We start from the raw sequence: 24,765 nt of genomic DNA on the forward strand, positions 1-24,765 counted from the left end.
GTTACTCCTTCGCTTCGTGGCGGCCGAGGTGGTAGGCCGCGACCAGGGCTGCCAAAAGCAGCATGGAGGCGAGTTCGACGGCCAGCAGGTAAGGGCCGAACAGGCTGATACCTACTGCCTTGGCGTCTACCGTGGTCTGGCCGATGGTGGCGCCGCTGCTCTGGCTGAACAGCACATAGAGCAGTTCGGCCAGCAGGGCCAGGGACAGCGCCGAAGGGCCGACCCAGATGCCGGGCTTGAGCCACTTGCGCTCCTGCTCGACGATGGCTGGGCCAAGGTTGAGCATCATCACCACGAAGACGAACAGCACCATGATGGCGCCGGCGTAGACGATGATTTCCAGGGCGCCGGCGAAGGGCGCCCCGAGTGCGAAGAAGCACATCGAGACGGCCAGCAGGGAAATGATGAGGTAGAGCAGCGCATGCACCGGGTTGGTGTTGGTGACCACCCGCAGGGTGGAAACAACAGCGACGCCTGCGGCGAAATAGAAAGCGAATTCCACGCACGTCTCCTTAGGGCAGCAGGCTCTTCACGTTGATCGGCTCGGCTTCGTTCTGCGCGGCGCCTTTAGGCTTGCCGGCAATGGCCATGCCGGCCACGCGATAGAAGTTGTAGTCGGGGTTCTTGCCGGGGCCGGAAATCAGCAGGTCTTCCTTCTCGTAGACCAGGTCCTGGCGCTTGTACTCGCCCATCTCGAAATCCGGGGTCAGCTGGATCGCGGTGGTGGGGCAGGCTTCTTCGCACAGGCCGCAGAAGATGCAGCGGGAGAAGTTGATGCGGAAGAACTCGGGGTACCAGCGGCCGTCTTCGGTCTCGGCCTTCTGCAGCGAGATGCAGCCGACCGGGCAGGCCACGGCGCACAGGTTGCAGGCTACGCAACGCTCTTCGCCGTCGGGATCACGGGTCAGCACGATGCGGCCACGGTAGCGCGGCGGCAGGTACACGGGCTCTTCGGGGTATTGCAGGGTGTCACGCTTGCGGAAGCCGTGGGAGAACACCATCACCAGGCTGCGCAGCTGGGTGAAGGTGCCGACCACCACGTCGTAGATGTACTTGATCATGGTCTTTCTCCTCACTGGGCCGTGGCCAGCACGACGGCGCCGGTCACCAGCAGGTTGATCAGGGTCAGCGGGAGGCAGAACTTCCAGCTGAAGGCCATCACCTGGTCATAGCGCGGACGTGGGATCGACGCGCGGAGCAGGATGAACAGCATGATGAAGAAGGCAGTCTTCAGGGCGAACCAGATGAACGGGATCTGCGGCAGGATGCCGAAGGGGCCGTGCCAGCCGCCGAAGAACAGGGTCACCAGCAGCGCGGACACCAGCACGATGCCGATGTACTCGCCGACGAAGAACATGCCCCATTTCATGCCGGCGTATTCGATGTGGTAGCCGTCGGCCAGTTCCTGTTCCGCTTCCGGCTGGTCGAACGGGTGACGGTGGGTCACGGCGACGCCGGCGATGAAGAAGGTACAGAAGCCGAAGAACTGCGGAATGATGAACCACAGGTGCTGAGCCTGGTATTCGACGATGTCGCGCATGTTGAACGAGCCGACCTGGGCGACGATGCCCATCAGCGACAGGGCCAGGAACACCTCGTAGGAGACGGTCTGGGCCGAGGCGCGCAGGCTGCCGAGCAGGGCGAACTTGTTGTTGCTCGACCAGCCGGCGAAAAGCACCGCGTACACGGTGATACCGGCCATGGCGAAGAAGAACAGGATGCCGATGTTCAGGTCCGCCACACCCCAGGTGGGGGTGATCGGGACCACGGCGAAGGCGATGAGCAGGGCGCTCATGGCGATCACCGGCGCCAGGGTGAAGATCACCTTGTCGGCGAAGGGCGGGGTCCAGTCTTCCTTGAAGAACATCTTCAGCATGTCGGCGGCGATCTGGAACATGCCGAACGGGCCGACGCGGTTGGGACCGTAGCGGTCCTGCCACCAGCCCAGCAGGCGTCGTTCGACGAAGCTGAGCAGGGCGCCGCAGATGACCACGGCGAGCAGGATGACGATGGCCTTGACCACCGCGATGATGACGTCGATCACCTCGGGAGTGAGCCAGCTCATTGCGCGGCCTCCTGCAGCAGGGTCACGGTGGCGCCAGCGATGGCACCCGGGATACCCGGCAGGCCGGCGGGCAGGCCCACCAGGCCGGCGGCCAGTTCTTCACGGACCTGCAGTGGCAGGCGCAGGGCCTGGCCCTTGACCCGCAGGGCCAGCATGGCGCCGTCGTTCACGCCCAGGCGATCCGCCTCGGACTTGGCCAGAGCCACGTAGGGCTCGGGCATGCGCTCCTGGATCGGCGCGGCGCGGGAGGAGTTTTCCTCGCTGCCGAACAGATGGTGGAAGGGAACCACCTGCCAGGTGCCCTGGGCCGGGTTGAACGGAGCGGCGACGGCGAACCAGGGCAGGGTGGCGCCCTTGGCTTCGATCAGGCGTACGCCCGGGTCGCCGGCACGCAGGTGACCGCCGACTTCGTCCTGGAACTTGTTCCAGGCCTGGGGCGAGTTCCAGCCTGGGGACCAGGCGAACGGAATCTGCTGACGGGGTTCGGCGCTGCCGGCATAGCCTTCCATGGAGAAGGCGAAGGGCGAGTCCTTGTCCTGCGGCTGACGTGGCTCGTGCACGCTGATGTTGGCGCGCATGGCGGTACGGCCGCTGTAGCGGTGCGGTTCGCGGGCCAGCTTCAGGCCCTTGATGCGGAACGAGGCGCTGGGTGCGGCGTCACGGATCGAAGCCAGCAGGCTACTGCTGTCGGCGACGGCGGCAGTGACCTGGTCGAGCTGGGTCCAGTCGACGGACTTGTCCTGCAGGGTGCTGTGCAGGGCGTGCAGCCAGCGCCAGCCCTCGCGCACGAGGATGTTGGCGTCGTAATAGGTCGGGTCGTAGACCTGGAAGAAGCGCTGGGCGCGGCCTTCCTGGCTGACCAGGGTGCCGTCGCCTTCGGCGAAGCTGGCGACCGGCAGCACCAGGTGGGCGCGCTCGACGGTGGCGGTCTGCTGGTGGTCGGCGACGATCACCACCTGGGCGGCGGCGAGGGCGGCGTCGACCTTGGCAGCGTCGGCACGGCGGTAGAGGTCGTTCTCCAGTACCACCACTGCGTCGGCCTGGCCGGCGGTCAGGGCTTCCAGGGCGGCGTCCAGGGATTTCCCACCGAGCTCTTCACCCAGGAGCAGGGCGAGGCCCATGCTGTTGGCTTCCGGCACCACCAGGCTGATGGAGCCGTTCTTCTCACGGTTCTTCAGCGCGCTGGCGATGTTGGCGGCTGCTTCGATCAGGGTCTTTTCGCCCAGGGACGCGCCGGAGACGATCAGCGGACGCTTGGCTTGGATCAGGGCGTCGGCGATGGCCTTGACCAGCTCGGCGGCTTCGCTGTCCAGGCCTTCAACGGCCGGGGCGCTCGGGTCGATGGCATGGGCCACGGCGAAGCCGATGCGGGCGAGGTCGGCCGGGGCTGCGTGTACGCACTGGGTGGCCACGTCGTCGAGGCGGGTTTCGGCGACGCTGGCGATGAACAGCGGGTTCAGCGCGTCCTGGGCGACGTTCTGCACGGCCGCCATATGCCAGTCCTGGATCTTCATCGAGGCGGCGATCTCGGTGGCCTTGCCCTTGACCGACTGGCGCAGGGCCAGGGCGACGCGCGCGGCGGTCTGGGTCAGGTCTTCACCGAGCACGAACACGGCATCGTGGCTTTCGATGTCGCGCAGGGTCGGTACCGGCAGCGGGCCGTTCTGCAGGATGTCGCGGATCAGGCGGATGTTTTCCAGCTCACCCGCGGCGATGCCGGAGTAGTAGTTGGCTTCGCCTACCAGTTCACGCAGGGCGAAGTTGGATTCCAGGCTGGCGCGGGGCGAGCCGATGCCGATCACGCGCTTGCCCTTGAGCAGTTCGGCGGCCTTGTCCAGGGCGGCATCGAGGCCGAGCTTCTGGCTGCCGAACAGCGGTTGGCGCGGGCGGTCTTCACGGTTGACGTAGCCGTAGCCGAAACGGCCGCGGTCGCAAAGGAAGTACTGGTTCACCGAGCCGTTGAAGCGGTTCTCAATACGGCGGATTTCGCCATAGCGCTCACCGGGGCTGATGTTGCAGCCGCTGGAGCAGCCGTGGCAGATGCTTGGGGCGAACTGCATGTCCCACTTGCGGTTGTAGCGCTCGGAGTGGGTCTTGTCGGTGAACACGCCGGTCGGGCAGACCTCGACCAGGTTGCCGGAGAATTCGCTCTCGAGGGTGCCGTCCTCGACACGTCCGAAGTAGACGTTGTCGTGGGCGCCGTAGACGCCGAGGTCGGTGCCGCCGGCGTAGTCCTTGTAGTAGCGCACGCAGCGGTAGCAGGCGATGCAGCGGTTCATTTCATGGGAAATGAACGGGCCGAGCTGCTGGTTCTGGTGGGTGCGCTTGGTGAAGCGGTACCGGCGCTCGTTGTGGCCGGTCATCACCGTCATGTCCTGCAGGTGGCAGTGGCCGCCTTCCTCGCACACGGGGCAGTCGTGCGGGTGGTTGGTCATCAGCCACTCGACGACGCTGGCGCGGAATTGCTTGGCCTCTTCGTCGTCGATGGAAATCCAGGAGTTGTCGGTGGCGGGGGTCATGCAGGACATGACCAGGCGGCCGCGCTTGTCGTTTTCGTCGGTGTACTGCTTGACCGCACACTGGCGGCAGGCGCCGACGCTACCGAGCGCCGGGTGCCAGCAGAAGTAGGGGATGTCGAGTCCGAGGGACAGACAGGCCTGCAGGAGGTTGTCTGCACCATCGACTTCGAGCGTCTTGCCGTCTACGTGGATAGTGGCCATGGTTCAGTCTTCATCTGCCCGTTTGACCGGGCGTGGCTAATGGAATCAGGTTGCGGTCGGGGCCGCTTGTGGCGGCCGCCAACCGGCGGAACTGGCTCTTATGCGCCGACCGGTTCGGGTCGGATCGCCGGTGCGTTCTCGGCGATGCCTGCCTCGAACTCCGGACGGAAATACTTCATCGCGCTACCCAGCGGCTCGACGGCGCCCGGTGCGTGGGCGCAGAAGGTCTTGCCTGGGCCGAGGAAGTTGACCAGCCCTTCGAGGGTTTCCAGGTCACCGCGTTGGCCTTCACCGCGCTCGAGGGCGCGCAGGACCTTGACGCTCCAGGGCAGGCCGTCGCGGCAGGGGGTGCACCAGCCGCAGGACTCGCGGGCGAAGAACTCTTCCATGTTGCGCAGCAGCGAGACCATGTTGATGCTGTCGTCCACGGCGAGCGCGAGACCGGTGCCCATACGGGTGCCGACCTTGGCGATACCGGCGGCGTACATGGGCGCATCCAGGTGTTCGGGGAGCAGGAAGCCGGTACCGGCGCCGCCGGGCTGCCAGGCTTTCAGTTTGAAGCCGTCACGCATGCCGCCGGCATAGTCTTCGAAGAGTTCGCGGGCGGGGACGCCGAAGGGCAGCTCCCACAGGCCGGGGTTCTTCACCTTGCCGGAGAAGCCCATGAGCTTGGTGCCCATGTCTTCGCTGCCGGGGCGGGCGAGGCCCTTGTACCAGTCCACGCCGTTGGCGACGATCGCCGGCACGTTGCACAGGGTCTCGACGTTGTTGACGCAGGTGGGCTTGCCCCAGACGCCGACAGCGGCGGGGAAGGGCGGCTTGGAGCGCGGGTTGGCGCGGCGGCCTTCCAGCGAGTTGATCAGGGCGGTTTCTTCACCGCAGATGTAGCGGCCGGCACCGGTGTGGACGAACAGCTCGAAGTCGAAGCCGCTGCCGAGGATGTTCTTGCCCAGCAGGCCGGCGGCCTTGGCCTCGTCGATGGCGCGATTGAGGTTGCGCGCCGCGTCGACGTATTCGCCGCGCAGGAAGATGTAGCCGCGATAGGCCTTGAGCGCGCGGGCGCTGATCAGCATGCCTTCCACCAGCAGGTGGGGCAGCTGTTCCATCAGCATGCGGTCCTTCCAGGTGTTGGGTTCCATTTCGTCCGCGTTGCACAGCAGGTAGCGGATGTTCATGGATTCGTCGGCGGGCATCAGGCCCCATTTCACGCCGGTGGGGAAGCCCGCACCGCCGCGGCCTTTGAGGCCGGAGTCCTTGACGGTCTGCACGATGTCGGCCTGGGCCATTTCGCCCAGGGCCTTGCGTGCGGCCGCGTAGCCGTTCTTCTGCTGGTATTCCTCGAGCCAGATGGGCTGCGCGTCGTCACGCAGGCGCCAGGTCAGCGGGTGCGTCTCGGCGCTGCGCTGAATGCGGTTGGCCGGGCCGACGGAGGTGAGGGTCTTCATTGATAGGCCTCCAGCAGTTGCGCGACGCCATCGGCGCTGACATTGCCGAAGGTATCATCGTCGATCATCAGGGCCGGGGCCTTGTCGCAGTTGCCCAGGCAGCACACCGGCAGCAGCGTGAAGCGGTTGTCGGCGGTGGTCTGGCCGAGGCCGATGCCGAGGTTCTGCTGGATGCTGCCGAGCACGGACTCATGGCCGCCGACGTAGCAGGTCATGCTGTCGCACACACGGATGATGTGGCGGCCCACCGGCTGGCGGAAAATCTGACTATAGAAGGTGGCTACACCTTCGACGTCGCTGGCGGGGATGCCGAGGATTTCGCCAATGGCATCGGCGGCGCCGTCAGGCACCCAGCCGCGCTCCTTCTGGACGATCTTCAGGGCTTCGATGGACGCCGCGCGCGGGTCCTCGTAGTGGTGCATCTCGTGCTCGATGGCCGAGCGCTCGGTTTCGCTGAGGGCGAAACGGTCGGTCTGGATAATGCTCATGTCAGCGGTCCACGTCAGCCATAACGAAGTCGATACTGCCCAGGTAGGCGATCAGGTCGGCCACCATGCTGCCGCGGATCACCGAGGGGATCTGCTGCAGGTGGGCGAAGCTGGGCGTCCGGATCCGGGTGCGGTAGCTCATGGTGCTGCCATCGCTCGTCAGGTAGTAGCTGTTGATGCCCTTGGTCGCCTCGATCATCTGGAAGGCTTCGTTGGCCGGCATGACCGGGCCCCAGGAAACCTGCAGGAAGTGGGTGATCAGGGTTTCGATGTGCTGCAGCGTGCGTTCTTTCGGCGGCGGCGTGGTCAGCGGGTGGTCGGCCTTGTACGGGCCTTCCGGCATGTTCTTCAGGCACTGGTCGATGATGCGGATGCTCTGGCGCATCTCTTCGACGCGGACCATGCAGCGGTCATAGGCGTCGCCATTGTGGGCCAGCGGCACTTCGAACTCGAAGTTCTCGTAGCCCGAGTAGGGGCGCGCCTTGCGCAGGTCGAAGTCCAGGCCGGTGGAGCGCAGGCCGGCGCCGGTGACGCCCCATTCCAGGGCTTCCTTGGTGTTGTACTGGGCGACGCCGATGGTACGGCCCTTGAGGATGCTGTTCTTCAGGGCAGCCTTGGTGTACTCGTCGAGGCGCTTGGGCAACCATTCGACGAATTCCTTGACCAGCCCGTCCCAGCCGCGCGGCAGGTCGTGGGCGACACCACCGATGCGGTACCAGGCCGGGTGCAGGCGGAAGCCGGTGATGGCTTCGATCACCTTGTAGGCGCGCTGGCGGTCGGTGAAGGTGAAGAACACCGGGGTCATGGCGCCGACGTCCTGGATGTAGGTGCCCAGGAACAGCAGGTGGCTGGTGATGCGGAAGAACTCGGCCAGCATCACGCGGATGGTGTCGACCTTCTGCGGCACCTTGATGCCGGCGAGTTTTTCGACCGCGAGCACATAGGGCAGGTTGTTCATCACCCCGCCGAGGTAGTCGATGCGGTCGGTATAGGGAATGAAGCTGTGCCAGGACTGGCGCTCGGCCATCTTCTCGGCACCACGGTGGTGGTAGCCCACCTCCGGTACGCAGTCGAGGATTTCTTCACCGTCCAGCTGCAGGATGATGCGGAAGGCACCGTGGGCAGAGGGGTGGTTGGGGCCGAGGTTGAGGAACATGTAGTCCTCGTTCTCGCCCTGGCGCTTCATGCCCCAGTCTTCGGGGTTGAAGCGCGCGGCTTCTTCTTCCAGCTGCAGCTTGGCGAGGCTCAGGCTGTAGGGATCGAATTCGGTGGCGCGCGCCGGGTAGTCCTTGCGCAGCGGGTGACCTTCCCAGGTGTTCGGCATCATGATCCGCGACAGGTGCGGGTGGCCGGAGAAGTGCACGCCGTACATGTCCCAGACTTCACGCTCGTACCAGTTGGCGTTCGGCCAGATGCCGGTGACGCTGGGCAGGTTGAGGTCGCCTTCGGACAGGGACACCTTGATCATCACGTCGCTGTTTCGCTCGATGGAGATCAGGTGGTAGAAAACGGTGAAGTCGGCGCCCGGCAGGCCACGGCGCTGGGTGCGCAGACGCTCGTCGACGCCATGCAGGTCGTACAGCATGACGAAGGGGCGCGGCGAATTGCGCAGGAAGGTGAGGACTTCGACGAGCTTCTCGCGAGCGACCCAGATCACCGGCATGCCGGTGCGGGTGGCCTGGAGGGTGAAGCTCTCGGCGCCAAAGCGGGAATTCAGTTCAACGACGACGTCTTGGTCGTCAGCCTTGTAAGGCGGGATAGACAGAACGGTGTCTGCAGTCATGGTCTCGGTCGCTTTCGGTCAACGTACAGAGTGAGCCGGGTCTCTTCTCGTGGAAGAGACCGGATCAGACTTCGTCGGGGCTGCGCAGGTTGGTGACCTGAATACGCTGTTCGCGGCGCTGTTCCTTCTGCGACGGCATTTCGGCACGGTAGATGCCTTGGTCGCCGACGACCCAGGAAAGCGGGCGGCGCTCCTTGCCGATGGATTCCTGCAGCAGCATCAAGCCTTGCAGGAATGCCTCCGGGCGGGGAGGGCAGCCAGGGATGTACACGTCCACGGGGAGGAACTTGTCCACGCCCTGAACCACCGAATAGATGTCGTACATACCGCCGGAGTTGGCGCACGAGCCCATCGAGATCACCCACTTGGGCTCCAGCATCTGCTCATAGAGGCGCTGGATGATGGGCGCCATCTTGATGAAGCAGGTGCCGGCGATGACCATGAAGTCAGCCTGACGGGGTGATGCACGAATGACTTCCGCACCGAAGCGGGCGATGTCGTGCGGCGCGGTGAAGGCGGTAGTCATCTCCACGTAGCAGCAGGACAAACCGAAGTTGTACGGCCACAGGGAGTTCTTGCGACCCCAGTTGACTGCACCGTTGAGAACATCTTCGAGCTTGCCCATGAAGATGTTCTTGTGGACCTGATCTTCTAGCAGGGGGTCGGAAACGATCTCCCGCTCGCCGATCGGGTACTGCTCGTTGGGAGCAGTCGGATCGATCCGAGTAAGTTTGTATTGCATCGCCAAAGCCTCATTGTTTTAGCTTCGCCTGCCGATTGCGACGACCTTCGGGAGCCCAATCAAGAGCACCGATGCGCCAGAGATAGACAAGACCTGCCAACAGAATTGCTATGAAAATGGTAGCTTCGATGAGGCCCGCCCACCCGCTTTCGCGAACGGATACGGCCCAGGCGAAGAGAAAGAGGGCTTCGACGTCGAAGATCACGAAGAGCATCGCGACCAGATAGAATTTTGCGGAGAGGCGCAGGCGCGCGCTGCCGGTGGGGAGCATCCCCGATTCGAACGGCTCGTTCTTGGCGCGGCCATGGGCACGGCTGCCGAGAAGGCTCGAGACACCGAGCATGAAGGCACAGAGGCCGATCACGCCCAGCAGGAAAATAGCGAAACCCCAGTTATGGGAAAGAATGGCAGTGGCGTCCGACATGCCGGAACTCCTTCAACAAGGAACGGCGTTCACTCGTAATTAAATGGGGTCTTGCCCGCACTAGAGTGCCCGGCAATCTATTCGGACAATTTTATGCCCGTATGGGTCTACAAGTAAATTTTTCAGACTAAAAAATTAACTCGAAAGGCAGTTTAAAGAGCTTGTACTGCTCTGAAAGCCTAGAGCGGTGTGGGTTCCAATTTTTTGTCAGGCTTTGGTCGGATTGCGTCGCTATGCCGCAGGGCGCAAATATAGGCAAGTTAATGATAGTCATTATCATTTGACTGGGGAATATATAACCACTACATGGTGAGTCCTACGGAAGTGGTTAAAACATGCGCACTTAATAGCCGCTGTTACTCACAACTTCTTTCCTCTATGCCTAATTCATATGTGACTGCCGTTGTCGCTCTGACAACCTTGTACTAGCGTGCTAGAAGCGCCGTGGATGCGGTGCGTTCCCCCCTGTTTCCCTGCCGTACTCAGCGGGTCGGCTGGACCATGGATTCGTCTGCCTGGGCGTGGTGGTCCACTCAGAAAACAAGAAAAAGAGGGAATCGCCATGGGCGTTGCCAAGTTGCTGCGTCACTGCTTCGTGCTTCTGTTGTTCTTCCTGCCTTCACTGCCTGCCCACGCCGAGCTCGGCGACTACGGGTTCTGGCAGACGCTGGGCAATCTCACCTCCCCACCCAAGGCCGACAACAAGGTTCTGCCCGAGCAGCGGGTTGGGCCCTATCCGTTGCTGGCCAACCCGGCGGGGTTCAACTCCGGCTTCAAGGCGGCCAATTACTACGCCTGGCAGACGGTGCAGCTCGCACCCGAGACCGGCGCCGTGTGTGGTGATGGTTCGCCCTACAAGTTTTTCGTCAACCGGGTACCGAACACCAGCAACACCATCATCTATATGGAGGGCGGCGGCGCCTGCTGGGATTACGCCAGCTGCACCGGCCAGACCGGCATCCGGGGTGCGCGGAACCCGAATGGCATTCCCGACGATTACATGAAGCTGCTCAACCCCAGCGCCAGCCTGGTGAGCCCCTTCGTGGTGCGGCTGCATCCCTGGACGCGGGTGAAGACGCAGAACTGGAACATGGTGTACGTGCCGTACTGCACCGGTGACATCTATTCCGGCGACAAGGTGGCGGTCTATCAGGACCCGACCGGGCAGAAGCCGCAGCTGGTGTGGCACCACAACGGGCTGCGCAACACCCGCGCGGTCACCGCCTGGCTCAAGGACAACCTCGAGCGCCCCGGGCAGATGCTTTCCACCGGTTGCAGTGCCGGTGGGGCGGGCAGCCTGATCAGCCATGCGGTGACGCGCCAGGACATCGCGCCTAACCGTGGCTTCCTGATCGACGACTCGGGGCCGGTGTTCAGTGCGGTGACCGGGGGCAGCAACCAGGCCTATCCGTCGCTACCGTTGCAGACCTTCATCCGCCAGGCCTGGGGCCTCGACAATGGACCGCTGCAATTGCTGCAGAGCCGTCTGCCGGGCGTCACCCTGAATGACCTGGGCAGCATCTATCCGGCGCTTTCCGCCAACCTGCCGGGTGATCGCCTCGGGCATACGCACTTCTGGAAGGACCTGAACTACTCGTCCTACTCCTATGAGCGCTTCTACCCGGAGATCGCCAACGCGCCGGACCAGGCCACCAAGGAGGCGCTGATCCACGCCAAGTGGGATGTGGACACCGGCCGCCTGCGCAACACCCTGGCCAACCTGCATAATTTCGGCGGCTACTTCCCGCAGTACCGGGCGGTGAACGAGAGCCATTGCACCAGCATCATCGAGTTCGCCAACGCCGACATCCAGGAGCAGAACCTGCAGCTGGATGACTTCGTCACCAATGTGCTGGATGGCACCGGGCCGGTGATGGATGCGTCCGAGTCGAGCGATGCGGCCGATCGGGCCAAGCCGTTCAACCTGCTCTACTACGTGCTCAACCAGTTGCTTTGAGAAGTGGCTGCGGGGCGGGCAATCCGCCCCGCAGCTCAGTGGTAGGCCTGCTCGCGGGCCTGTTGCAGGCGCTGCCTCAGGTACTCGTCACGGCTGAGGCCGTCTGGGATGGACTGCATCGCCAGCACTTCGGCCACGATGCGTTTCTCTTCCTGCTTGTAGTGATCGAACTGGGGTGAAGGCTGTGCCGCGAGCTTCTTCTCCAGGGCGTCGCTGCGCGCCTTGTACCGCTGCAGGAGGGCGTTGGCGCGTGCCTTCTGTTCCTCGACGTCACCGCCGCTGGCCTGGATCAGGGCGATCTGCAGCACCAGGGATTCGCTGGCCGCCAACTCGCCGCTCTGCTCATGGGATTGCACTTCCTCCGCCAATCGCTCGGCCTGTTTCTCCCGTTCTTCGCTGGGCAGGTCCGGCGCCGCCTTGAAGAAGGCCCGGTAGGCGGAGTGGAAGGCCAGGCGCTTCTCGTACTCCGCCGTCAGAACGGGGTCGATGTGCTGGGCGCTGGTCGGTGCCGTCGCGTCGCTGACCGGAGTGGCCAGGGGCTGGCTGGCTTGCGAGCTCGGCTGGGCGACGGCCTGGGATTCTGGGCCCAGGCGCCAGTAGAGGGTGGCGGCGGCTGTCGTCAAGGCGATCGCCGTGCCTGCCAGGATGAGCGTGGTTCGGGCCATTGCGGTTCTCGGCCTCTCAGTTGGGACATTCGTACAGCTTAGTCAATGCTCGCGCTTGCGGCTGACCCAGGCCCAGATCATCTCGCAGCGGATGGGCTCGATGCCGGTTTCGTCGGTGATGGAGACCGCGACCCGCACTTCGCCCCGGTCTTCTTCATGGATGCGCCGGACCTGCTCGGCATCCAGTTGCGCCACTGCCTTCAGGCCGCCCGTGGCGCGCTTGATGTAGTCCACGTGCAGGCTTTTGATCAGCGGCAGCTTGTCGTCCGGCACGTTCATGCCCACCAGCAGGCCGGTGGCGGATTCGGCCAGCAAGGCCATGGCGGCGGCATGCACCCCCTTGATGTGGTTACGCACCCGGGGACGGTTGGCGAGGCTCATCACCGCCCGTTGCTGGCTGAGGTGATGGACGCGCACGCGGGCGGTGCCGGCGAAGCGCACCTGGCTGCCGATCAGCAGGCTGAGCAGGGGTGTGTGCAGGGCGGCGGGCAGTTTGCCCACCAGGGAGGTGGCGCGACTCAGACGGTTGGCAGGCATGGGCAGGCCCTTGGTGTGTGGCTGGCCAGTCTGTCAGTGGAAAAAGGGACCGGCCATTGCTGGCCGGTCGCAAATGCCTGGCACTTCGGCCAGTGGCTGGGGGATCAGAGGATGCGGCGACGGTCTTCGCGGGTGATCACCACAGTGGAAGAGCGCGGACGCTTGCCCGGGCCGTCGGGCCAGGCGCTGGTGAGGTTGGTGGGCGTCGAGCCTTCACCCGGGTGCTGGATGTTGACGAACAGGGTGCGGAAATCCGGCGTGGCGGCGATGCCGGTGACCTCGGCGCCCAGCGGGCCGACCAGGAAGCGCTTGAGCTCGCCGGTGCGCGGGTCCGCCACCAGCATCTGGTTGTTGCCGAAGGGGCCGGCGGACAGCTGGCTGCCGCTCATGTCGGTCTGGATCCACAGGCGGCCGTCGTCGTCGAACCACAGGCCGTCGGGGCTGGCGAGGATGTTGCTGGCGTCCAGCGGCTTGCCGTTCGGGCCGCGGCTGTCGGTTTCCGGGCCGGCGAGCATGAACAGGTTCCAGGTGAAGGCCTTGCCGGCGTAGTCGCGGCTCTGTTCGCGCCAGCGGATGATGTGGCCGTAGGCGTTGGCCGGGCGCGGGTTGGGGGCGTCCGGGACGGTGCGCGCGGTGTTGTTGGTGAGGGTGAAGTACACCTCGCCGTTGTCCGGGTTCACTGCGCCCCATTCGGGGCGGTCCATCTTGGTGGCGCCGACCACGTCCGCCGCAAGGCGGGTGTTGATCAGCACGTCGCCCTGGTCGGCGAAGGCGACGCCGGCGGCGAGGCAGGCCTTGAGGAAGGACTTGTCGTTGATGTCCAGCGGCAGCCATTGGCCGCTGCCATCGGCATTGAAGCGCGCCACGTACAGGGTGCCTTCGTCCAGCAGGCGGCCGTTGCTGCGACCGGGGCGATAGGTGTCGCGACTGACGTATTTGTAGATGTACTCGTTCTGCGAGTCGTCGCCGGAGTAGCAGACCACCGGGCGGCCGGGTTTCACCGGAGCGAAGATCAGGCCTTCATGGGCGAAGCGGCCGAGGGCGGTGCGTTTCACCGGCACGGAATCGGGCTCGAAGGGGTCGATCTCGACGATCCAGCCGAACTGGTTCGGTTCGTTGCGGTAGTCGCCTTTGGCATCGGCGGCCTTGCGGGTGGCGTCGAAGCGCTCGAACTCGTCGCCGGGCAGGGTTTCCCAGCCGAAGCGGCTGCCGTTGCGCAGGCCGTAGCGCTTCAGTTCACGGGGCAGGTCGGTGTCGCGGGTGGAGAAGTAGCCGGCCCAGTTTTCCTCGCAGGTGAGGTAGGTGCCCCAGGGGGTGAAGCCGTTGGAGCAGTTGTTCTGGGTGCCGCGGGCCGCAGTGCCGTTGGGACTGTGGCGCGTTTGCAGGAGCTTGTTGCCGCGGGCCGGGCCGCTGATCTGCATGGGCGTGGCGGCGGTGATGCGGCGGTTGCGGCGGCTGGGCACCACGGTCCACTCGCCGCGCACGTCACGGCGGATTTCGACCACCGAAACGCCGTGGGCGTTGATCTCCTTGCGGACTTCTTCGGCGCTCGTGCGCTTGCCGTTTACCACGGTCGGGCCGTTGGGGTGCAGCAGCGGCGCGTCGATGTATTCGTGGTTGAGCACCAGCAGGCCGTGGTCGGAGCGCAGGCCCAGGCCGAGGCGGGTGTCGATGGGGAAGAAGTGCATGCCGTCATGGTGCATGCCGGTTTGCTCGGCCTGGTCGCGGGCGCTGTTGCTGGCGTCGTCGGCGAAGGCAGGGTAGCGGCCGGTGATGGGGGTGCCCCAGGGGATGAAGGGCGTGGCCTTGTAGCCGGGCGGCACGGTGATGGTGTCGGCACGACCAGCCGGGATGCCTTCGAAGCCGAGGCGACGGCGTGGCTTGAAGGGGAAGCCCAGCCCACGGGCTTCGCTCTGCCCGGCTTCGGCCTGGCCGGGCAGGGATACGCCGAGGAAGGCGAGGGCGCCCAGTGCGGCGCCACCGGCCAGAACGTTGCGGCGTTTAACCCCCTCGATCAGCTCGCTGATGTGAGGGTTGCTGGAAAGGTTGCTAGGCACTTCGTCGCCATTTCCAAAGAGGACGGCGTTCTCTTTTTCGTTATTCAAGGCTTTGTCTCCATACAGGCGAATCGACGGAGACTCGACGCTACGGCCTCAAGGCGACGGAACTGTGACAGTGGGATGGGTGTGATGCCTTATGTGCTGCAGTCCACAAAATGTTTCAGTGGGTACCCGACGGTGCAGTGGGCGGCTGGATTGCGAAGATCAGCGCGCCGCCCTGAAGCGCTTCGATCGCCTGGTCGCGATCAGCGGCGGCCAGCACCAGGCAGCCGAAACTGCGCCCGGCCACGCCGTGCTGGCGGATGAAGCGATCCTCCATGTAGTCCATGGCGTGGATGACGATGGCGCGCTCCATGGCCTTGTCGTTGCTCGGGTCCAGCCCCGTCAGCCGCATCGACAGCCCGTGCCCGGGTTGCCGGCTCTGGTAGACCTCGCCCGTGCGGTAGGTGCCCAGCGAGGAGGCTCGGCTTTCGGACTCGTTGGAGAAGCGCTCGGCGTAGCCGTCATGGTCGGCATCCGAGCCTTTGCCATGGGCGACGCGGTAGCTGGCCAGCAGGGCGTGGCTGCGGCTGTCGTATAGCAGGAAGCGTTTCTGGTCCGAGCGCTGGGAATAGTCGACCACGGCGAAGCGCGGGTGCTCGTTCTGCTGCAGGCGCTGGAGGATCGGCTGGAGGGCGTCCGCCGGGAAGCGTTGCTCCAGGTCGCCGGCATGGGTGAGGAGGGGAAGCAGGGCCAGCAGGCTGGTGACGAGCGTTTGGAGCATGGGCTGGAGACCTTGGGCTGTTGGTCAGAGGTAAGTTCAGACGCGGCGCTGACGCAAGATGTTCCCGGGTGGCGGGCGGGGCATAAAAAAAGCCCCGGCATCGCTGCCAGGGCCTTGAGGCATCCAGCCGGCCCGAAGGCCGTGCTGGTGAACAGTTCCTATTAGTGGAACTGGTTCATGGTGTTGTCTTTACCGCTTGCTTTCAGAGCCGCTTCGCCAGCGAAGTACTCTTTGTGGTTGTCGCCGATGTCGGAGCCAGCCATGTTCTGGTGCTTGACGCAGGCGATGCCCTGACGCAGTTCCTGACGCTGTACGCCTTTGACGTAGGCCAGCATGCCCTGGTCGGCGAAGTACCCTTTGGCCAGGTTGTCGGTGGACAGCGCGGCGGTGTGGTAGGTCGGCAGGGTGATCAGGTGGTGGAAGATGCCGGCGTGAGCCGAACCGTCGCGCTGGAAGGTACGGATCTTCTCGTCTGCAACCTGGGCCAGTTCGGTTTCGTCGTACTCGACGGCCATCAGTTTGGCGCGGTCGTAGGCGGAAACGTCTTTGCCTTCGGCAGCGAATGCATCGAACACTTGCTGACGGAAGTTCAGGGTCCAGTTGAAGGACGGGCTGTTGTTGTAAACCAGCTTGGCGTTCGGGATCACCTGACGGATGCGGTCAACCATGGCCTTGATCTGGCCAACGTGCGGTTTCTCGGTTTCGATCCACAGCAGGTCGGCGCCGTTCTGCAGGCTGGTGATGCAGTCCAGTACGCAGCGGTCTTCGCCGGTGCCAGCGCGGAACTGGAACAGGTTGGACGGCAGGCGCTTGGGACGCAGCAGCTTGCCTTCGCGGTTGATCACCACGTCGCCGTTCTGCAGGTCGGAAGCGGAGATTTCTTCGCAATCCAGGAAGGAGTTGTACTGGTCGCCCAGGTCGCCGGCTTGCTTGGTAACGGCGATCTGCTTGGTCAGGCCGGCACCCAGGGAGTCGGTACGGGCAACGATCACGCCGTCGTCAACGCCCAGCTCGAGGAAGGCGTAGCGAACTGCGTTGATCTTGGCGAGGAAGTCTTCGTGCGGAACGGTCACTTTGCCGTCCTGGTGGCCGCACTGCTTCTCGTCGGAAACTTGGTTCTCGATCTGGATGCAGCAAGCACCGGCTTCGATCATTTTCTTGGCCAGCAGGTAGGTGGCTTCCGGGTTACCGAAGCCAGCGTCGATGTCGGCGATGATCGGAACGACGTGGGTTTCGTAACCGTCGATCTGAGCCTGGATCTCGTCGGCCTTGACCTTGTCGCCAGCGGCGCGGGCAGCGTCCAGGGCGGTGAAGAGCAGGTCCAGCTCACGGGCATCAGCCTGGCGCAGGAAGGTGTACAGCTCTTCGATCAGGCCGGAAACGGCGGTTTTCTCGTGCATCGACTGGTCCGGCAGCGGGCCGAAGTCGGAGCGCAGGGCAGCGACCATCCAGCCGGACAGGTAGAGGTAGCGCTTGTTGGTGGTCTTCAGGTGCTTCTTGATGGAGATCAGCTTTTGCTGACCGATGAAGCCGTGCCAGCAGCCCAGGGACTGGGTGTAGACGGAGGCGTCGGCGTCGTACTCGGCCATGTCCTTGCGCATGATGGCCGCGGTGTATTTGGCGATGTCCAGACCGGTCTTGAAGCGGTTCTGGGCGCGCATACGGGCGACGGATTCCGGGTTGATAGCGCTCCAGCTGTTGCCTGCGGCTTCTTTCAGAGCGGCAACTGCCTTGATGTCGTTTTGATATGCGGACATGGTCAATCCTTCAAATGTGTTTGGTTGAGCACCGACTTCCCCCTGTGAGCCTTGGAAGGCAACACGGGTAGCTCACAACAGAACGCCGAGAATGTGACCGGTACGAGTAGGACACTCGAGAGGAGGGGTGACGATACGAGCGGCACGGATGACTTCGCTGCCCATTCCGGATGCGCTTTCGGCTCGTGGATGCCTCGGGCGTATCTGGTTCGGTTGGATCGTCGATCTGGCTGCTGCGCTAAACGCTTCCCCGTCCCTCAGGACAACTTCGTTCCAGTCGCAACCTCGTCGAACGGCCTTGTGGGCTGTAACAACACGGGACGGCTCGAAGGTATTGAGCGCGGCCCGGGAGCCCGTTTCAGGGCCCCTGGTTAGCGGGAGCGGGGCCATGATGCGCTTCAAACAAGTGTTCGTCAAACGTTTTGTAGTGATTTTTTGGCACTACTACATAAGTCTTAAGAACGACCGAGTGGTCAGGGAAAGGGGGCTCAGTCGAGGCTCTCGACCTTCAGGCGCATGGTCATGTTTTCGCTGCCCTGGGTGCTGCGTTGGCGGAGGAAACCGCTGTCGTCGGACTGGCTGGATTCGTTGACGCCGCCCACTGTGATCCATTCGCCGAGGCGGCCGCTGACGCGGGTGTCGGTGCTCTGTACGTCGATCACGCCGGGTTGGGATTGGCTCAGCCGATCGCGGTTGCTGCTGATGGCGACGTGGACGATGTCGCCGGTGATGCTGGCGGTGACATAGAAGCCCCGGGTCACGTTGCGGTACTCGGTGTTGCTATAGACCTGGCCGTAAGGGCCGGTGCTGGCGGTGGTGATGGGGACGCTCTGGCCGACCTGGATCAGTGCCGGGTAGCCCTCGCTGGCCTGCACCTGCTGCACGCCGCCGCCACGGGTGTCGGTGCTGCGGCGGATGATGCGCACCTGGTCGCGCCCGCGCACTTCACCGCGCCCGGCTTCGATGTCGACGCCGCCGACGCTGGCCGAGCCGTTGACCGCGTAGCCGCGATCGTCCTGGTAGTTGCTGTCGCTGGTGTCCACGGAAATCAGCAGGCGCTTGGGTGCAGTGTCGAGCTGGCCCAGCACCGTGCGCAGTTCCTGGATCTTCGCCGGCTCGGCGTTGACGATCAGCTGGTTGCCGTAGGCGCTGACGCGGCCTTCGTTGCCGAGTACCGACTGCACCACGGGCATCACGTCTTCGGCGGTGCGGTAGTTGAGCGGGATGACCTCGGTGGCTGCCTGGAGCGGCAGGCTCAGGGCAAGGAGCAGGGCGGCGAGGAGCGCGCGTGGGGTCATAGCAGGAAACTCCGCAGGTCGGGGTCACTGACGCTCTGTTCCCAGGCCTGGTCGAACTGGGCCTGGCGCAGGCGGCAGCGCCCGGGGTCGTTGTACAGAGCGTAGCCGGAGAAGCTGTCCGGTTCAGGGCGCAGCAGCAGGCCGCGGTCGTCCGCCAGCAGGTAGGCGCATTCTTCGTTGGGATGGTCGGGGTTGAGCTTGCGGATCTGGCTGTTGCTGGAGAGGCGGCGCACCAGGTTGAGCAGGCGATGGCCTTCCTTCACCGGGCGGGTGACGTCGCGCACCAGGATGCGCAGGCGGTTGCGCGGGTTGGCCAGGAGGAAGCGGGTGCAGGCGTCCTGGATGCTGCTGTGGTGGTAGAGCCAGGCTTCGAGGTCCGGCGTGTAGAGGCACAGGCTGCGCTGCGCCTGTTGCAGCAGGGCGAGGGCGTGGGGGCGGGCGTCTTCGGGCTTGGCGAAGCGCTGCAGGTCGCCGTGCTCGCCAAGGGTGAAGGGCGCGGGCTCCCAGGGGGCGGGCTCGCGAAGGTCCGGCACCGGGTTATGGACCTCGAAACGCCCCGGTGACTGGAATTCGATGGCCGGCAATTCGGTCTCGGGTTCTTGGTTTTCCGGGGCGTTGGGTTCCATGTCGACCTCTACTGGCTGTCGCGCACCATGTCCACGTGAGGGATGCCGGCTTCGAGGAACTCGCCGCTGACGACGCGGAAGCCGTGGCGTTCATAGAACGGGGTGGCGTGTACCTGGGCGGAGAGCATCTGCTGTTTGAGGCCGCGACGTTCCGCTTCGGCGATCACCGCGTCCAGCAGGCGATCGCCGACCCGCAGGCCACGCCAGTCCTTGAGCACCGAGACGCGGCCGATATGGCCGTCGGGCAGCAGGCGTGCGGTGCCGATGGCGTAGTCATGCTCGAGGGCGAGGAAATGGACCGCGTCGACGTCTTCCGCATCCCATTCCTGCTCCGGTGCCACCGCCTGCTCGGCGATGAACACGGCTTCACGGATGCGGCGCAGGTCGGCATTGTCCTTCTGCCAATCGGCGATGCGGACGTGTATCTCACTCATCGGCAAACTCCAGACTTCCTTGCTTGATCAGTTCCCACAGAAGCTTACGCCCGTCCTCGTCCGCCAGCCATTGGCCGAGGTTGTCGATGTGCAGCGCGTCGCTGGCGCAGACCAGTTTCAGCAGCTCGCGCAGGCTGCTGGGCAGCAGGCGGCTCTGGCCGCTGGCGAACAGCATCAGGCCGATATCCATTTCGGACCAGGCCATGCGGGCGCTGGGGTTGCGGATCAGTACCGCGCCGTCTTCAAGGGCGCCGACGAATTCGTCTTCGTCCACTTCGGTGCCGGCGACCAGTTCGGGGTAGCGCGGCTCGGTCATGAACTGGCCGAACCAGGTCAGCAGCAGGCGTTCATCGCTCATGTGCTCGGCCAGCAGCGCCTTGAGGCGGTCGAGGGAGTCCTGCTGGATCTGGTGCGGGTCGCTGACCGGGGTGATGTCGGCGTCGTTGTAGCGCTCTTCGTCCGGAATGAACTGGGCGAGGAAGTCGGTGAAATGGGTCAGTACTTCGGCGGCGCTGGGGGCGCGGAAGCCGACCGAGTAGGTCATGCAGTCATCTTCGGCGATGCCGAAGTGGGCCAGGCGCGGCGGCAGGTAGAGCATGTCGCCCGGTTCCAGTACCCACTCATCGGTACCGTGGAATTCGGCGAGGATGCGCAGATCGGCGTGGGGCAGCAGCGGGCTGTCGGTGTCGCACATCTGGCCGATCTTCCAGCGGCGCTGGCCGTGGGCCTGGAGCAGGAAGACGTCGTAGTTGTCGTAGTGCGGGCCGACGCCGCCACCGGGCGCGGCGAAGCTGACCATGATGTCGTCGATGCGCCAGCTCGGCAGGAAGCGGAAGTGCTCCAGCAGCTCGGCGACCTCCGGGACGAACTGGTCGACGGACTGGACGAGGAGGGTCCATTCCTTTTCCGGCAGGTCCTGGTAGGTGTCTTCGGCGAAGGGGCCGCGACGCAGCTCCCAGGGGCGCTCGCCATGTTCGATCACCAGGCGCGATTCGACTTCCTCTTCCAGGGAGAGGCCGGCCAGCTCGTCGGGCGAGATGGGGCTTTCATAGCCCGGGATGGCCTGGCGGATCAGCAGCGGCTTCTTCTGCCAGTAGTCGCGGAGGAATTCACGGGCGGAGATGCCGCCGAGGATTTGCAGGGGGAGATCGGAAGTCATGGCGGAACCTTTGAAATAAAAACGCCCGGCACAGCCGGGCGTGCAAGGGGGCGATAGCCGTTAGATGCGCTTGGCCTGGGCCACCGCGTTGCCGATGTAGGCGGCGGGGGTCAGCTTGCGCAGCTCGGCCTTGGCTTCGGCCGGTATGTCGAGGCCGTCGATGAAAGTCTGCAGCGCTTCGGGGCTGATGCCCTTGCCGCGGGTCAGTTCCTTCAGCTTCTCGTAGGGGTTCTCGATGGCGTAGCGGCGCATCACGGTCTGGATCGGCTCGGCGAGGACTTCCCAGCAGGCGTCCAGGTCGGCGGCGATGCGGGCTTCGTTCAGCTCCAGCTTGCCGATGCCCTTGAGGCTGGCTTCGTAGGCGATGACGCTGTGGGCGAAGCCGACGCCGAGGTTGCGCAGCACGGTGGAGTCGGTCAGGTCGCGCTGCCAGCGGGAGATCGGCAGCTTGCTGGCCAGGTGCTGGAACAGGGCGTTGGCGATGCCGAGGTTGCCTTCGGAGTTTTCGAAGTCGATCGGGTTGACCTTGTGCGGCATGGTCGAGGAGCCGATCTCGCCGGCAACGGTCTTCTGCTTGAAGTAGCCGAGGGAGATGTAGCCCCAGACGTCGCGATCGAAGTCGATGAGGATGGTGTTGAATCGGGCGATGGCGTCGAACAGCTCGGCAATGTAGTCGTGCGGCTCGATCTGGGTGGTGTAGGGATTGAAGCCCAGGCCCAGGTCGCCTTCGATGAATTCGCGGGCGTTGGCTTCCCAATCGACTTCCGGGTAGGCGGAGAGGTGGGCGTTGTAGTTGCCCACGGCGCCGTTGATCTTGCCCAGCAGCGGGACGGCGGCTACCTGGGCGATCTGGCGCTCCAGGCGGTAGACGACGTTGGCCAGTTCCTTGCCCAGGGTGGTGGGGGAGGCGGGCTGGCCATGGGTGCGGGAGAGCATCGGCACGTCGGCGAAGCGGATCGCCAGTTCACGGATGGCGTTGGCCACCTGGTGCATCAGCGGCAGCAGGACGTCATCACGGCCTTCACGCAGCATCAGGGCGTGGGACAGGTTGTTGATGTCCTCGCTGGTGCAGGCGAAGTGGATGAATTCGCTGACCTTGGCCAGCTCCGGCAGCTTGGCGGCCTGCTCCTTGAGCAGGTACTCCACGGCTTTCACGTCGTGGTTGGTGGTGCGCTCGATTTCCTTGATGCGCTCGGCGTGCTCCAGCTGGAAGTTTTCGGCCAGCTCGTTGAGCAGGGCGTTGGCTTCGGCGGAGAAAGGCGCGACTTCCGGAACGCCAGCGTGGGCAGCAAGGCGCTGCAGCCAGCGGACTTCGACCTGTACGCGGAAGCGGATCAGGCCATATTCACTGAAGATCGGGCGTAGTGCGCTGGTTTTGCCGGCGTAGCGGCCATCGACGGGGGAAACCGCGGTGAGCGAGGAGAGCTGCATGGGGCGTTCTCGGACAATCGGTCAACGAAAAGGGCGCACATCATACATGAAAACCGGCCCCGAAACCGCGTCCGGGCATGCGCCGTTCGGCGCCTGCCCGTGGCTCAGCCGCGCAGCATGGGGTAGAGCTCGCCGAGCAGCTTGCGGCGGCTGAACAGCAGCTGCCAGCGGTGGCCGCCGAGCTGGCGCCAGAGGCGTGCGGAGCGGATGCCGGTGAGCAGCAGGGCGCGGATCTTGGCGGCGTTGCTCGGTTGCTGCAGGTTGCGCATGTCGCCATGGACCTGGATGCGCTGGCGGAAGGTGCTGAGGGTGTCCTGGTAGAGGCTGCCGCAGGAGGCGATGACGTTGTCGTGGACGAGGCCGAAGTGCTGGGTCTGCTGCTGGATCTGGTCCAGGCGGCTGCCGATCAGCTGCAGCATGTCTTCGCGCTTGTTCAGTTGGCGCTCCAGGGTCAGCAGCGACAGGGCGTAGCGCAGGGGCTCGCGCTGCAGGCTGCTGGGTTCGCGTTCCAGGGCGCTGATCAAGGCCTTGTAGCCGTCGCGCAGGTTGATGTCGTCACCGCCGTACACGTCGAGGGTGCTCTTCGGGTCTCGAACCAGCAGGCTGCCGAGCATGCAGCCCAGCGGCGCTTCGCTGATCTGGCCGGTCTTGGCGATCTTGTCCACCAGTACGGCGGCTTCGAATACGGCGCCCAGCGCGATCAGTTGTTCCTGCAATGGGGTCATGGGCGCACCTCGGCGTCCCAGGCGTCATAGCTTTCGATGACGCCGCCGCCGAGGCAGATTTCGCCGTCGTAGAAGACCACGGACTGGCCGGGAGTGACGGCGCGCTGAGGCTCGTCGAACACGGCGCGATAGCCGGTGGCGGTCTTTTCCAGGGTGCAGGCCTGATCAGCCTGGCGATAGCGGACCTTGGCGGTCAGTGCGCGGGGCTGCTCGAGGTCGATGGGGTTGACCCAGAAGATCTCGGAGGCGAGCAGTGCGCGGGAGAACAGCCAGGGGTGTTCGTTGCCCTGGCCGACCACCAGGACGTTGCGCTCCAGGTCCTTGGCCAGTACGTACCAGGGCTCGTCGCTGGCGTCCTTCATGCCCCCAATACCCAGGCCCTGGCGCTGGCCGATGGTGTGGTACATCAGGCCGTGGTGACGGCCGATGACGTCGCCGTCTGTGGTCTCGATGTCGCCGGGCTGGGCGGGCAGGTATTGCTTGAGGAAGTCGCTGAAGCGGCGCTCGCCGATGAAGCAGATGCCGGTGGAGTCCTTTTTCTTGGCCGTGGCCAGGCCATGTTTCTCGGCGATGGCGCGGACTTCCGGCTTCTCCAGTTCACCCACGGGGAACAGCGTGCGGGCGATTTCCTTGCCGCCGACGGCGTGGAGGAAGTAGCTCTGGTCCTTGTTCGGGTCCAGGCCCTTGAGCAGTTCGGTGCGGCCGTCGATGTCGCGGCGGCGCACGTAGTGGCCGGTGGCGATCAGGTCGGCGCCGAGCATCAGGGCGTAGTCGAGGAAGGCTTTGAACTTGATCTCGCGGTTGCAGAGGATGTCCGGGTTCGGCGTGCGGCCGGTCTTGTATTCGGCAAGGAAGTGCTCGAAGACGTTGTCCCAGTACTCGGCGGCGAAGTTGGCGGTGTGCAGCTTGATGCCGATGCGGTCGCACACGGCCTGGGCGTCCGCCAGGTCTTCCTTGGCGGTGCAGTATTCGGTGCCGTCGTCCTCGTCCCAGTTCTTCATGAACAGGCCTTCCACCTGGTAACCCTGTTCCATCAGCAGGAGGGCGGAAACGGAAGAGTCCACGCCGCCGGACATGCCGACGATCACGCGGGTTTTGGCTGTATCGGACATAAGACTCTGGGGCTGCTGCAAAAAAGAACGGGATTCTATCAGGTGCGCTTGCCTCGGGCGATCACGCCGGGTCGCGGATCAGGCTGAGGGGGAAGCGCTCGCCGGCCAGGTAGTCATCGATACAACGCAGGATCAGTGGGCTGCGCCATTGCTCGCGGTGGGCCAAGAGCTCGTCGCGGGTCAGCCAGCGCGGGGCGATGATGCCATCGTCCAGCTCGCGTTCGGGTAGGTGGCGCAAGGGGCGGGCGGCGAAGCACACGCGCTGGTAGGTGACACCATTGCTCGGCGCTGTATAGAGGTAGATGCCGGTGACGGCGGTCAGCTCGACTTCCCAGCCGGTTTCCTCGAGGGTTTCGCGCAGGGCGGCCTGGATGAGACTTTCGTCGGCTTCCAAGTGGCCGGCAGGCTGGTTTAATACCGCCCGGCCATCCGACATCTCCTCGACCATCAGGAAACGGCCCTGGTCTTCGATCAGGGTGGCGACTGTGACATGGGGGGTGAAACGCATGGAGTCCTCCTTGGGTAGGTGGCTGATAGTAGCCATCGGTTGATGACCCGGCGAGAGAGGAGCAAT

General features: G+C 64.5%; 23 protein-coding genes. 1 reads left to right on the top strand and 22 read right to left on the bottom strand.

What is annotated here, in order from left to right; translation table 11 throughout:
* Window position 1: 1 nt before the first annotated feature.
* The 9 genes from nuoJ to PSm6_RS23535 form a co-directional block, all read right to left on the bottom strand.
* A complete protein-coding gene (gene nuoJ, locus PSm6_RS23495) occupies window positions 2-502 on the bottom strand; it encodes an NADH-quinone oxidoreductase subunit J (RefSeq protein WP_021219043.1) in 501 nt (166 codons plus the stop codon).
* Between the two features lie 10 nt (window positions 503-512).
* Window positions 513-1,061, bottom strand: a complete 549-nt coding sequence (gene nuoI / locus PSm6_RS23500) for an NADH-quinone oxidoreductase subunit NuoI (protein WP_021219042.1) — start codon at window positions 1,059-1,061, stop codon at window positions 513-515.
* An 11-nt stretch (window positions 1,062-1,072) separates the two neighbouring features.
* The gene (gene nuoH, locus PSm6_RS23505) at window positions 1,073-2,065 is read right to left on the bottom strand and encodes an NADH-quinone oxidoreductase subunit NuoH (protein ID WP_021219041.1); all 993 of its coding nucleotides are present in this window, start codon (window positions 2,063-2,065) and stop codon (window positions 1,073-1,075) included.
* Window positions 2,062-4,785, bottom strand: coding sequence for an NADH-quinone oxidoreductase subunit NuoG (gene nuoG, locus PSm6_RS23510; RefSeq protein WP_043241695.1), 2,724 nt, complete (start codon window positions 4,783-4,785; stop codon window positions 2,062-2,064). The genes nuoH and nuoG overlap by 4 nt, the downstream gene beginning before the upstream one ends.
* Before the next feature lie 98 nt (window positions 4,786-4,883).
* Window positions 4,884-6,230 (bottom strand): NADH-quinone oxidoreductase subunit NuoF, encoded by a 1,347-nt coding sequence (gene nuoF, locus PSm6_RS23515; RefSeq protein ID WP_021219039.1) that lies wholly within the window; start codon window positions 6,228-6,230, stop codon window positions 4,884-4,886.
* A complete protein-coding gene (gene nuoE / locus PSm6_RS23520) occupies window positions 6,227-6,718 on the bottom strand; it encodes an NADH-quinone oxidoreductase subunit NuoE (RefSeq protein ID WP_021219038.1) in 492 nt (163 codons plus the stop codon). The genes nuoF and nuoE overlap by 4 nt, the downstream gene beginning before the upstream one ends.
* A 1-nt stretch (window position 6,719) precedes the next feature.
* Window positions 6,720-8,501 carry an NADH-quinone oxidoreductase subunit C/D gene (gene nuoC / locus PSm6_RS23525; RefSeq protein ID WP_021219037.1) on the bottom strand — a complete coding sequence of 594 codons (1,782 nt, stop codon included), beginning with the start codon at window positions 8,499-8,501 and terminating at the stop codon, window positions 6,720-6,722.
* Window positions 8,502-8,565: 64 nt separating this feature from the next.
* The gene (locus PSm6_RS23530; RefSeq protein WP_021219036.1) at window positions 8,566-9,243 is read right to left on the bottom strand and encodes a NuoB/complex I 20 kDa subunit family protein; all 678 of its coding nucleotides are present in this window, start codon (window positions 9,241-9,243) and stop codon (window positions 8,566-8,568) included.
* Window positions 9,244-9,253: 10 nt separating this feature from the next.
* Window positions 9,254-9,667 (bottom strand): NADH-quinone oxidoreductase subunit A, encoded by a 414-nt coding sequence (locus PSm6_RS23535; protein ID WP_021219035.1) that lies wholly within the window; start codon window positions 9,665-9,667, stop codon window positions 9,254-9,256.
* A 562-nt stretch (window positions 9,668-10,229) separates the two neighbouring features.
* Between PSm6_RS23535 and PSm6_RS23540 the strand changes: the two genes are divergently transcribed.
* On the top strand, window positions 10,230-11,624 hold the full coding sequence (locus PSm6_RS23540; protein ID WP_021219034.1) for a pectin acetylesterase-family hydrolase: 1,395 nt from the start codon (window positions 10,230-10,232) through the stop codon (window positions 11,622-11,624).
* Between the two features lie 35 nt (window positions 11,625-11,659).
* Here PSm6_RS23540 and PSm6_RS23545 read toward each other — a convergent pair whose 3' ends face one another.
* The 13 genes from PSm6_RS23545 to PSm6_RS23605 all read right to left on the bottom strand — a co-directional run bounded on the left by PSm6_RS23545 (window position 11,660) and on the right by PSm6_RS23605 (window position 24,699).
* Window positions 11,660-12,289 (bottom strand): hypothetical protein, encoded by a 630-nt coding sequence (locus tag PSm6_RS23545; RefSeq protein ID WP_043241698.1) that lies wholly within the window; start codon window positions 12,287-12,289, stop codon window positions 11,660-11,662.
* Between the two features lie 42 nt (window positions 12,290-12,331).
* Window positions 12,332-12,826, bottom strand: coding sequence for a DUF4442 domain-containing protein (locus PSm6_RS23550; RefSeq protein ID WP_265168397.1), 495 nt, complete (start codon window positions 12,824-12,826; stop codon window positions 12,332-12,334).
* Window positions 12,827-12,930: 104 nt separating this feature from the next.
* Window positions 12,931-14,931 (bottom strand): PhoX family protein, encoded by a 2,001-nt coding sequence (locus PSm6_RS23555; RefSeq protein ID WP_265168398.1) that lies wholly within the window; start codon window positions 14,929-14,931, stop codon window positions 12,931-12,933.
* Window positions 14,932-15,046: 115 nt separating this feature from the next.
* A complete protein-coding gene (locus tag PSm6_RS23560) occupies window positions 15,047-15,649 on the bottom strand; it encodes a murein L,D-transpeptidase catalytic domain family protein (RefSeq protein ID WP_043241703.1) in 603 nt (200 codons plus the stop codon).
* Window positions 15,650-15,810: 161 nt separating this feature from the next.
* On the bottom strand, window positions 15,811-17,406 hold the full coding sequence (locus PSm6_RS23565) for an isocitrate lyase (RefSeq protein ID WP_043241705.1): 1,596 nt from the start codon (window positions 17,404-17,406) through the stop codon (window positions 15,811-15,813).
* 488 nt (window positions 17,407-17,894) lie between these two features.
* Window positions 17,895-18,704, bottom strand: coding sequence for a secretin N-terminal domain-containing protein (locus tag PSm6_RS23570; protein WP_021219028.1), 810 nt, complete (start codon window positions 18,702-18,704; stop codon window positions 17,895-17,897).
* A complete protein-coding gene (locus PSm6_RS23575) occupies window positions 18,701-19,330 on the bottom strand; it encodes a DUF7931 domain-containing protein (RefSeq protein WP_265168399.1) in 630 nt (209 codons plus the stop codon). The genes PSm6_RS23570 and PSm6_RS23575 overlap by 4 nt, the downstream gene beginning before the upstream one ends.
* 8 nt (window positions 19,331-19,338) lie before the next feature.
* Entirely contained in the window at window positions 19,339-19,764 is a 426-nt protein-coding gene (locus tag PSm6_RS23580; RefSeq protein ID WP_043241713.1) for a GNAT family N-acetyltransferase, read from the bottom strand.
* Window positions 19,757-20,923, bottom strand: coding sequence for a ribosomal protein uL16 3-hydroxylase (locus PSm6_RS23585; protein WP_043241716.1), 1,167 nt, complete (start codon window positions 20,921-20,923; stop codon window positions 19,757-19,759). Before PSm6_RS23585 ends, PSm6_RS23580 begins: the two co-directional genes overlap by 8 nt.
* Window positions 20,924-20,983: 60 nt before the next feature.
* Window positions 20,984-22,354, bottom strand: coding sequence for an adenylosuccinate lyase (gene purB / locus PSm6_RS23590; RefSeq protein ID WP_265168400.1), 1,371 nt, complete (start codon window positions 22,352-22,354; stop codon window positions 20,984-20,986).
* A 104-nt stretch (window positions 22,355-22,458) separates the two neighbouring features.
* A complete protein-coding gene (gene hflD / locus PSm6_RS23595; RefSeq protein ID WP_021219023.1) occupies window positions 22,459-23,079 on the bottom strand; it encodes a high frequency lysogenization protein HflD in 621 nt (206 codons plus the stop codon).
* Window positions 23,076-24,191: a tRNA 2-thiouridine(34) synthase MnmA gene (gene mnmA / locus PSm6_RS23600; protein ID WP_265168401.1), complete on the bottom strand. Its 1,116-nt coding sequence runs from the start codon at window positions 24,189-24,191 to the stop codon at window positions 23,076-23,078. The genes hflD and mnmA overlap by 4 nt, the downstream gene beginning before the upstream one ends.
* Window positions 24,192-24,252: 61 nt before the next feature.
* A complete protein-coding gene (locus tag PSm6_RS23605) occupies window positions 24,253-24,699 on the bottom strand; it encodes an NUDIX hydrolase (protein WP_021219021.1) in 447 nt (148 codons plus the stop codon).
* Window positions 24,700-24,765: the final 66 nt, after the last annotated feature.

The sequence above is a fragment of the Pseudomonas solani genome, from assembly GCF_026072635.1.
GTDB classification, from domain to species: domain Bacteria; phylum Pseudomonadota; class Gammaproteobacteria; order Pseudomonadales; family Pseudomonadaceae; genus Metapseudomonas; species Metapseudomonas solani.

Bases quoted from the DNA above. Each gene is read 5' to 3' on its own strand.
- mnmA (WP_265168401.1), bottom strand. From the start codon at position 24,191: ATGTCCGATACAGCCAAAACCCGCGTGATCGTCGGCATGTCCGGCGGC.
- PSm6_RS23560 (WP_043241703.1), bottom strand. From the start codon at position 15,649: ATGCTCCAAACGCTCGTCACCAGCCTGCTGGCCCTGCTTCCCCTCCTC.
- nuoH (WP_021219041.1), bottom strand. From the start codon at position 2,065: ATGAGCTGGCTCACTCCCGAGGTGATCGACGTCATCATCGCGGTGGTC.
- nuoG (WP_043241695.1), bottom strand. From the start codon at position 4,785: ATGGCCACTATCCACGTAGACGGCAAGACGCTCGAAGTCGATGGTGCA.
- nuoI (WP_021219042.1), bottom strand. From the start codon at position 1,061: ATGATCAAGTACATCTACGACGTGGTGGTCGGCACCTTCACCCAGCTG.
- nuoE (WP_021219038.1), bottom strand. From the start codon at position 6,718: ATGAGCATTATCCAGACCGACCGTTTCGCCCTCAGCGAAACCGAGCGC.
- hflD (WP_021219023.1), bottom strand. From the start codon at position 23,079: ATGACCCCATTGCAGGAACAACTGATCGCGCTGGGCGCCGTATTCGAA.
- PSm6_RS23585 (WP_043241716.1), bottom strand. From the start codon at position 20,923: ATGACTTCCGATCTCCCCCTGCAAATCCTCGGCGGCATCTCCGCCCGT.
- nuoC (WP_021219037.1), bottom strand. From the start codon at position 8,501: ATGACTGCAGACACCGTTCTGTCTATCCCGCCTTACAAGGCTGACGAC.
- purB (WP_265168400.1), bottom strand. From the start codon at position 22,354: ATGCAGCTCTCCTCGCTCACCGCGGTTTCCCCCGTCGATGGCCGCTAC.
- PSm6_RS23570 (WP_021219028.1), bottom strand. From the start codon at position 18,704: ATGACCCCACGCGCGCTCCTCGCCGCCCTGCTCCTTGCCCTGAGCCTG.
- PSm6_RS23545 (WP_043241698.1), bottom strand. From the start codon at position 12,289: ATGGCCCGAACCACGCTCATCCTGGCAGGCACGGCGATCGCCTTGACG.
- PSm6_RS23605 (WP_021219021.1), bottom strand. From the start codon at position 24,699: ATGCGTTTCACCCCCCATGTCACAGTCGCCACCCTGATCGAAGACCAG.
- PSm6_RS23535 (WP_021219035.1), bottom strand. From the start codon at position 9,667: ATGTCGGACGCCACTGCCATTCTTTCCCATAACTGGGGTTTCGCTATT.
- PSm6_RS23530 (WP_021219036.1), bottom strand. From the start codon at position 9,243: ATGCAATACAAACTTACTCGGATCGATCCGACTGCTCCCAACGAGCAG.
- nuoF (WP_021219039.1), bottom strand. From the start codon at position 6,230: ATGAAGACCCTCACCTCCGTCGGCCCGGCCAACCGCATTCAGCGCAGC.
- PSm6_RS23540 (WP_021219034.1), top strand. From the start codon at position 10,230: ATGGGCGTTGCCAAGTTGCTGCGTCACTGCTTCGTGCTTCTGTTGTTC.
- PSm6_RS23580 (WP_043241713.1), bottom strand. From the start codon at position 19,764: ATGAGTGAGATACACGTCCGCATCGCCGATTGGCAGAAGGACAATGCC.
- PSm6_RS23575 (WP_265168399.1), bottom strand. From the start codon at position 19,330: ATGGAACCCAACGCCCCGGAAAACCAAGAACCCGAGACCGAATTGCCG.
- PSm6_RS23565 (WP_043241705.1), bottom strand. From the start codon at position 17,406: ATGTCCGCATATCAAAACGACATCAAGGCAGTTGCCGCTCTGAAAGAA.
- PSm6_RS23550 (WP_265168397.1), bottom strand. From the start codon at position 12,826: ATGCCTGCCAACCGTCTGAGTCGCGCCACCTCCCTGGTGGGCAAACTG.